Annotated in this window: 4 protein-coding genes and 1 pseudogene; 1 reads left to right on the top strand and 4 read right to left on the bottom strand. The window is 74.2% G+C overall.

The genetic code is table 11. The annotated features are described in order from the left end of the window. Positions 1 to 214: pseudogene (locus E1283_RS31945) on the bottom strand (hypothetical protein); the annotation flags it as partial. A 146-nt stretch (positions 215 to 360) separates the two neighbouring features. Between E1283_RS31945 and E1283_RS31950 the strand changes: the two are divergent. After that, positions 361 to 1,149: a methyltransferase domain-containing protein gene (locus tag E1283_RS31950; protein WP_132821660.1), complete on the top strand. Its 789-nt coding sequence runs from the start codon at positions 361 to 363 to the stop codon at positions 1,147 to 1,149. 48 nt (positions 1,150 to 1,197) lie between these two features. Here E1283_RS31950 and E1283_RS31955 read toward each other — a convergent pair whose 3' ends face one another. From E1283_RS31955 to E1283_RS31965, 3 genes are all read right to left on the bottom strand, one after another. Next, positions 1,198 to 2,436: a beta-ketoacyl-[acyl-carrier-protein] synthase family protein gene (locus tag E1283_RS31955; RefSeq protein WP_132821661.1), complete on the bottom strand. Its 1,239-nt coding sequence runs from the start codon at positions 2,434 to 2,436 to the stop codon at positions 1,198 to 1,200. After that, complete coding sequence (locus E1283_RS31960) at positions 2,417 to 3,367, bottom strand: acyl-ACP desaturase (RefSeq protein ID WP_132821662.1); 951 nt, start codon at positions 3,365 to 3,367, stop codon at positions 2,417 to 2,419. The genes E1283_RS31955 and E1283_RS31960 overlap by 20 nt, the downstream gene beginning before the upstream one ends. Then, positions 3,364 to 4,802: cytochrome P450 (locus E1283_RS31965; RefSeq protein WP_207930613.1), on the bottom strand; the 1,439-nt coding region annotated here is incomplete at its 5' end. The genes E1283_RS31960 and E1283_RS31965, both read right to left, overlap by 4 nt.

The raw sequence follows: 4,802 nt of genomic DNA on the forward strand, positions 1-4,802 counted from the left end.
CCGCGACGGCGGGCACCGGGCCCATGCCGGTCGTGCCCTGGGCGATGGCGCCCACGAAGCCCAGCATGGAAAGGAAGGCGGTGGCGGCCGGCAGCGACAGCCAGCCGTCCGCGCCGGCGAACCCGTCGAGAAGCCCGTCGAGCACACCGTCGAGGACGAACACCAGCCCCAGCAGCACCAATCCCCCGATGCCGAGACCGAGAAACCAACCCACCGGACTCACCTCCCCCGCAAGCCGCCTTCCGGCCTGTTGAAGGGATAGTGCCAGGAGGGTGTGACATCGCGCATTGCCGGATTCCGGCAATCTTAACGCGTTCTTAATGCCGACTGGTCGCCTCCGCACGGTGTTTGACTGGTGACATGACGACTCCCGGGTACGAGACGGCTGTTCCGGAAGACATCGCCTACCTGGACCGTCTCGCCGCCACCGACGAGGTCGGCGACTACCGGCGGCGCGCACTGGCCGCGCTCCGGCTCGCCCCCGGTCACACCGTCCTCGACCTGGGGTGCGGCCCGGGCACCGCTTTCGACGCGCTGGCCCGCCGGGTCACGCCGGGCGGACGGGTCATCGGGATCGACCACGACCCGCGGATGGTCCGCGAGGCCCGTCGACGCGCCGCCGGGGCGGCGGGAATCGAGGCCCTGGCGGCCGACGTGCACCGCCTGCCGCTGCCGGACCGTTCCATGGACCGGGCCCGTACCGACCGGGTGCTCCAACACGTCGCCGACCCCAGGCAGGCGTTGGCCGAGGCGCGCCGGGTGCTGCGGCCCGGCGGGCTGCTGGTGGCCGCGGAGCCCGACTGGGAGACCCTGGCCATCGACCACCCCGACGTGGACATCGCGCGCGCCTACACCCGGCACCTGGTCGACCACGTCGTCCGCAACGCCGTCCTCGGCCGCCAACTGCACAGGCTGGCAAGGGAGTCCGGCTTCGATGTGCCGGAGGTCATCCCGATCACGCCGGCGCTGCGCGACGTGCGCGCCGCCGACCGGATCCTCGGCCTGTGGCGCACCACCCGCCGCGCCGTGGTGGCCGGGCGGCTGACGGACGCCCAGGCCGCCGGCTGGCTCGACCACCTGGCGACCGAGCCGTTTCTGGCCTCGGTCACCCTCCACGTCGTCGTGGCCCGGGTGCCGGCCGACACCTGACGAAAGTCGGGTCGAAACCAGACCAAAGGCGACTTACGGGCGGACGGATCAGCGTGGTCTGCTGAGGACCAGCACACTGTTGTGCCCCCCGAAGCCGAAGGAGTTGGTCATGGCGATGTTCACCTCAGCGGGACGCGGCCGGCCGGTCGCGATGTCGAGTTCGAGCCCCGGCTCCTGGCGGCCGAGGTTGGCCGTCGGCAGGACACACCGCTGTTCGATCGCCAGCACGGCGAGCCCGGCCTCGATGGCGCCCGCCGCGCCCAGCGCGTGCCCGAGCACGCTCTTGGGCGCGGTCACCGGTGGCCCACCACCACCGAACACCCGCCGGAGCGCCAGCGCTTCGGCCCGGTCTCCGGGGGGAGTCGAGGTGCCGTGGGCGCTCACCAGGTCGACGTCGGCCGGCTCCCGCCCCGCGTCGGCCAGCGCGGTGCGGATGGCCCGCTCCGCGCCCTCGCCCTCCGGATGCGGGGCGACCGGATGATGGGCGTCACTGGTGGCGGCGTGCCCGAGCAGCAGGGCCCGCACGTGCGCGCCGCGCCGCCTGGCGTGGTCCTGGCGCTCGAGCACCAGCACCGCCGCGCCCTCGGAGAGCACGAAGCCGTCGTGCTCCTCGTCGAACGGCCGGGAGGCCGCGGCCGGTGCGTCGGTCCGGCGGGAGAGGGCCTGGAGTTGGGCGAAGCAGGTGGCGGTCATCCGCGAGCGGCCGGATTCCGCGCCGCCGGCCAGCACCACGTCGCAGGTCCCGGCCGCCAGCAGCGCGCGGGCGAGGCCGAGGGCGGTGGCGCCGGAGGCGCAGGCGCTGGCCACGGTGAAGCTCGGCCCGTGGGCGCCCAGGCCCGTGGCCACCTCGCTGGCCGCCATGTTGGGCACGCTGCGGGTCAGCGCGGTGGGCGAGACCCGGGTCGGGTGGCCCTGGTCGAGCCTGGCGAACTCGCGGGGATAGGTCTCCAGGCTGTTGCTGCCGGCGCCGATGACCACGCCCACCCGCGCGGCGGCCCAGGTGTCCGGGTCCAGCTTGGCGTCCGCGACAGCCTGGCGGGCGGCGGCCAGCCCGAGCTGGGCGAAGCGGTCGAGTCGTCGGGCCAGTCTGCGGCCGTGCACGAAGTCGGGGTCGAAGCCGTCGACGCGGCAGGAGAAGTCGACCGGGAGTCCGGCCAGTTCGGGGTCGGTGCGGGCCAGGCCCCGGCCCGCGCAGAGGGTGGCCCAGGTGGCCTCGGCGGTGGGGCCGCCCGGGGTGATCATGCCGAGGCCGGTGACGGCCGCCGCGTCAGCGCCGGGCCCCGGCATGGGTCATCGCCTCCATCCGCTCGTAGAGCTCCTGGAAGCGCTCGGCCATGGCCCGCAGTTGGTCCAGATGGCGGCCGAGGCGGTCGCGGGCCGCCTCGCCGGCCGGGCCGAGGCCGGTGCGGGTCATGACCCGCAGCGAGCGCAACAGCGGGAGCACCACGTGCTCGCGGTGGATGCCCAGGTGGTAGATGCCGGCCGCGGCGATCCGCAGCGCGCGCTGCTGGAAGCCGGTGATGGCGGTGCCCGGCATCTGGAAGCCGCAGACCACGTCGGCCAGGGCGACGGTCGCCGCGTCCGGGGCGATGGTCAGGGCATCCGCGAACAGGTCCCGGTAGAAGAGCATGTGCAGGTTCTCGTCGGCCGCGATCCGCGAGGCCAGCAGCTTGCCGACGGGGTCGCCGCAGGCCGCGCCCGCGTTGCGGTGGGCCTCGCGGGTGGCCAGCTCCTGCACGGTCACATAGGCCATCGCGTGCAGCACGGTGGGTTGGTCGCTGGTGTAGCCCGCGGACACCTGGCGCATCCGGCACCGTTCGAGCTCGACGGGGTCGACGGCGCGGGTGGCGTGCAGGTAGGTGCGCAGCGCGTCGGCGTGCCGGCCCTCCTCGGCGGTCCAGCGGTGCACCCAGGTGCCCCAGGCGCCGTCCCGGCCGAAGCGGGTGGCGATCTCGAAGTGGTAGCTGGGCAGGTTGTCCTCGGTGAGGAGGTTCACCAGCAGCGAGTCGCGGACGGCCGGCGGCAGTGCGGACTGTTCGGGGCGCCAGGGCTCGCCGTCGAGCGGCCCGTCGAAGTCGCGGGCCGTGCTCCACGGCACGTAGGAGTGCGGCATCCAGGTCTGGGCGGCGGCCAGGTGCCGGTCGAGCAGCCGGGCCACGGAGGGTTCGAGCTCCGTCAGGATGTCGCGAACATGGTGAGAAGGAGAGGGGCTGGTCATCGCGGTCTTGCTTTCGGAAGGGTCTGGTCGGCTGTCACGAGCAGCCGTGGTGGATGGGGGAGTGTTGGGGCCTGCCCTCCCGGCCCTCGCGGGGCCACGACGCCAGCTACGGCACCTCGCTGCGTTACCGAATCGCGCGAATACGGCCACGTATGAGCTGCGATCCGGCGCCTTGCGATGAACCGCATCTGACGCCGCGGCCTGATCCACGAAGGCCGAGAGGACGAGCCCCGCCCCCGGGGCGCCTCGGGTGGTGCGGCGAGCCGCAGTCGCGGGAAGCGGTCGAGCAACCGGGGCAACAGGGTGGTCAGCTCGAGCCGGGCGAGCGCCGCCCCCAGGCAGTAGTGGACGCCCGTCCCGAAGGAGAGGTGTGGCTGGCCGGCGGCGGCCGGGTCGCGGTTGGCGGCCGGGAGCAGCAGATGCACCAACTGGTCCTTGGGCACGGGGATGCCGCCGAGCCGGCGGTCGCGGGTCGCGACGCGGCTGACGACGGCGGCCGAGGGGTTGCGGCGGATGATCTCCTCGACGGCCGCCGGGATGTGTCCCGGCGTCGTCCGCAACCGGTCGGCGAACCCGGGCTCTTCGATGACGGCCCGGGCCAAGCTGGTGATGAGGGTGGCGGTGGTCTCGAATCCGGCGACGAACAGCATCGCCGCGTTCACCGCGACGTCATGGGAGGTGAGGCCGGAGGAGGTGGCGCAGGCGCGGCCGACCCAGCCGGAGAGCTGGTCGGTGCCGGGCCGGCGCAGCCGGGAGTCGACCCACGGCAGGAAGTAGTCCTTCAGCTCCTCGGCCGCCCGGTCCGCGTCGGCGAGTTGGGCCGCGGTGGGGGAGAGCTCCTGGACGACCGAGTAGCGGCGGGCCAGGCGGGCGAGGAGGCTCGCGTCGGCCGGCGGCGCGCCGAGCCAGCGGCACATGGCGCGGGCGGGCAGCGGCTCGGCGAGCAGGGCCGTCAGGTCGGCGGGGCCGGCGCGCAGCGCCGCGGCCAGCTCGTCGAGGCACTGGTCGGCGAACTCCCCTACGGCGGGTCGGAGTTCGGTGACGGCGGTGCGGGCGAGGCCCGGCGCGATCCCGGCACGCAGCAGGGTGTGCCGGGGTGGGTTCAGGGTGAGCAGCGAGCTGGTGAGGTCGACCAGTGAGCGGTGGTCGCGCCAGCCCGGTGTCCTGCGGTCCCGCCAGGCGGCGTCCGGCAGTTGGAAGTCCGCGTCCCGGAGCGCGAGCCGGCACTCCCGGTAGCCGGTCACCACCAGGGATCTGAGCCAGGGCATCGGCAACACGGGCCCGAGTCGGCGGAGTTCGTCATGGATGGCGGCGGGCTCCGGGGCCTCCCGGAGCCGGAGCAGCAGCCGGGCGGCGGCCAGCGCGGTGGCCGGAGACGGGACAGCACGGGATGAGGGAGGCGAAGAAGGAGGAGAAGCGGGGGAGGAGTCGGCAG

It is taken from the genome of Streptomyces hainanensis (assembly GCF_004348415.1).
Lineage (GTDB): Bacteria > Actinomycetota > Actinomycetes > Streptomycetales > Streptomycetaceae > Streptomyces > Streptomyces hainanensis.

Excerpts from the sequence above, each read along its gene's own strand:
- E1283_RS31950 (WP_132821660.1), top strand. The coding sequence starts at position 361 with ATGACGACTCCCGGGTACGAGACGGCTGTTCCGGAAGACATCGCCTAC.
- E1283_RS31955 (WP_132821661.1), bottom strand. The coding sequence starts at position 2,436 with ATGCCGGGGCCCGGCGCTGACGCGGCGGCCGTCACCGGCCTCGGCATG.
- E1283_RS31960 (WP_132821662.1), bottom strand. The coding sequence starts at position 3,367 with ATGACCAGCCCCTCTCCTTCTCACCATGTTCGCGACATCCTGACGGAG.